Annotated in this window: 3 protein-coding genes; 2 read left to right on the forward strand and 1 reads right to left on the reverse strand. The window is 65.7% G+C overall.

Annotated elements, in window-relative coordinates:
- Window positions 1-766: 766 nt before the first annotated feature.
- Window positions 767-1105, reverse strand: coding sequence for a hypothetical protein (locus ACWC0C_RS48125; RefSeq protein ID WP_450871518.1), 339 nt, complete (start codon window positions 1103-1105; stop codon window positions 767-769).
- Between the two features lie 180 nt (window positions 1106-1285).
- On the opposite strand from ACWC0C_RS48125, the gene ACWC0C_RS48130 reads away from it, so the two are divergent.
- Together ACWC0C_RS48130 and ACWC0C_RS48135 are read left to right on the forward strand one after the other, a co-directional pair.
- Window positions 1286-2254 carry a winged helix-turn-helix domain-containing protein gene (locus tag ACWC0C_RS48130; RefSeq protein WP_450871519.1) on the forward strand — a complete coding sequence of 323 codons (969 nt, stop codon included), beginning with the start codon at window positions 1286-1288 and terminating at the stop codon, window positions 2252-2254.
- Window positions 2255-2459: 205 nt separating this feature from the next.
- The gene (locus tag ACWC0C_RS48135) at window positions 2460-3164 is read left to right on the forward strand and encodes a transposase (protein WP_450871520.1); all 705 of its coding nucleotides are present in this window, start codon (window positions 2460-2462) and stop codon (window positions 3162-3164) included.
- The last annotated feature ends 42 nt before the right edge of the window (window positions 3165-3206 follow it).

The raw sequence follows: 3206 nt of genomic DNA on the forward strand, positions 1-3206 counted from the left end.
ACAGACCGCCACCCTCGACGACGCCATTCGAGCGTGAACACCGACAACGCCACACACCTCGACGTGCTACGGCCAACCATGCACGAGGTCGTTAGTGCACACAGAGGTCTGCGCACTGAACCAGTCACCGAGACAGGAGGAATCCCATGCGCGCCCTGCGCATTGCCCCAGACACCACCGTCACGGAACTCAACCTGCCCGAGACCGGTGCCTGCTCCGCGATCCGGGATCAGCTGGGAACGGCCAGTGCGGTTGGTCAGGGTGTGTACCACCGGCGGGCGCTGCTGCACTTCCACGGGGACGGGCGTGCGATCGGCCTGGCGCAGAACATCGCTACATGGGCTCTGGCGAGTTCCTGGCGCGGCATGGTCCCGTACCGGGTCCACGGGCCGGTCACCGTCGCCGCACTCGGGACGGGGAAGTGGCCGCACTGGACGACAGCCTGGCCCAGCGCGCAGGCGGGTTGTGCAGACCGTGCGCAAGACACTGGGGGATTGGCATGCACGGCCGCCCGCGTCGATGAAGGCGGCTCTGAAGGAGCTGCTTGCGTACGTGGCCCGGGATGTCGCCCGCAGCTCGCGGTGCATGGTGCGCGGTGGTGGTGTGCGGTCGTGGGGCAGCGGGCTGGCTGGCGGTGGCCGGTTGGGTCAGCCGATTGATTCGGATGTGGTGGCGAGGGGTTGCGTTCGGGGCGGCGCGGCAGATCCGCTGCGCCGCCCCTGCTGATGCCCGACCGATGCGCGGGATTGGGCGGTGGATGGACGGGTCAGCTGGTGATCGCGACCTCGGTGCATTCGTCGTTGGAGTTGCGTGTGTACGACCCTTGGTACGGCGAGAGCGCGATGTTGTACCAGGTCCCGTAGTCGTTGCACTTGAACGTGGCCCAGTGGTTGCCCGACGCCACGAACGAGGTTCCCCACCAGGCACCGTGGTAGTACCCGGTGCAGGCGAACTGCGGGTCTCCGACCTGAGAGTAGAGAGTCGCCGCGGGGTAGGAGCAGCTCGCGGTGGCGGCGTGGGCGGCGCCACCGAGAGCGAGGGTGGTTCCGCCGGCGAGGACGAGGGTGGCGGCGCTCATGGCGATGGTGCGTCGGATCTTCCGCATGGGTGGTCTCCTCAGCAGAACGTTGGATGCCAGGACGGCGATCGCTGGGTTGGGCATCGGTCCAGCATCGTGAGACGCAATAGGACCGACGACTTCGAAGTAACTCCAGGGAATCTCAGACAAGTTGGATGGCCGAATGATTCGATTGTTTTCGAATGCAGTGGCGATCGGGGGTTGCTCGTGATTCGCATCAGCCTGGGCGTTGAGGGCTTGGGAGGCATCAGGTTCGCCGCGTCGCCGCTGGACTCTGCCAAGGACTTGCTCATCGCTCTCGGCCACGCCCCGGAAGCGCTTGGTGCGCGCTGGCAGGCCAAGGTCAGGAAGGCGTTGACGGAGCAGCAGCTCGGGCTTTTGGCCGTGGTGGCTGGGGGCGGCCCCCAGGGTTATGCTCCGGACTTCCTGCGGCCGGAGCCGCAGAGCTTCCACGTGAGCCTCGACACGGCGCTGCAGCAGGTGGTCAACACCCCCGCGGAGCGGATTCGCTATGAGTTCATGGCGGCCATCACCGGCCATGCGTGGGACCCTGGATCCGCCCGTCGACCGCCCCGAGTGCTGTTACAGGCCCTTGAACGCGGTGAGGCCCACCTCGCGCACCGGCTCGCCCAGGAGATGGAACGGTTCTGGCACGCAGCGCTGGCGCCTTCCTGGCCCACCATCCGGACCCGATTGGAGGCCGATATCGCCGCTCGGGCGTCCGCGATCGCCCGGCACGGGCTCGCGGACACGCTCAACCAACTGGCGCCGAATCTTGAATGGCGTGATGGCGTACTGACCGTTCATCTGCGTCCCGGCAGCCCCCATCGTCTGGCTCTGGACGCGAATACCGCGATCCTGGTGCCCAGCGTCTTCACCGACCGGGCCGTGTTCTGCGCCGCTGAACCGCCAGGTGCCCCGGCACCGCGTGCCCCGCTGATCGTCTATCCCGCTGCTCGGGTTGACTGCCTCCCGCCATCGGGAACACACCAGCTGATCGGTTCGACACGAGCCAAGATCATGTCCGAACTGAGCCAGCCGCGTTCCATCGCGGATATCGCTCAGCGCGTATACCTGAGCCCGGCGACCGTCTCCTACCATCTACAGATCCTGTACCGAGCCGGACTTGTCACCCGCACGCGCCGCTCCCGCCACGTTCTTTACCAGCGGCTGTGATGTCATCCCTCAAGTGTGAGAGCCTCTCGGCGTTCCGATCTTGAGCGGTTTCCGTTGAACGGGAGTCTCGAGCTGTGGGCTTGATTCGCTTTGGGTGTAGTTCGTCCTGAGAGCTCGTAACACGATCTCGTGGAGGTGTGCTGGTCGGGCGTGACCAGTAGGACGATTCCTCCGTTCGTGAGGTGTGGGTAATCGGCCATGGATCGTGGATGACGGACTGTGGGCGCTGGTCGAGCCGTTGCTGCCGCGCTGGCCGCAGAAGGCTCCCGGCCCGAGGCCGGTCGATGACCGGCTGTGCCTGCAGGGCATCCTGTACGTGCACTACAACGACGTCAGCTGGCAACTGCTCCCGCTGGAGCTGGGGTTCGGCTCGGGTCAGACCTGCTGGCGCCGGCTGGGGCGGTGGCACGAGGCGGGTGTCTTCGAGAAACTGCACCACATCCTGCTCGCCGAGCTCCACGCGGCTGACGAACTCGACTGGACCCGGGCCTGCGTGGAGGTCACGCACATCCGTGCGAAAAAAAAGGGGGGGCGAGGCCACCCGGCCCGTAGCCGGTCGACCGCGGGAAGACGGGCAGTAAACACCACGGTGCCGGCCGCGGTGCGTTGCGGTGTTCTGCACGTCGTCGAGAGGCTCGTCCAATGCCCTTCATCCTCTCCCAACTCAGTCCGAAACAACGGATATTGGCTGGTGACCTGTCTCAGCGAAAGTAGTCGGCCGGAAGCCGGTGACCTGGGCTGGCTGGATTGGTTGAGCCGTGACACGGCAGTTGGAACTTGGCCACGAGGACTGGAACCCCACGCGACTGCATCCTTTGGACTACTGCGTTTTCGGCCCTGTGGAGGACGATCTCGCAGCACCGCCGCGAAAGAGTTGACCCGTGCGAACCACCATCGGATACACCGCTGAAAGCATCGGCTACGTCGTAGGAGCCCAGGGGCTTGTCAGCTT

The organism is Streptomyces sp. NPDC001709, from assembly GCF_053596375.1.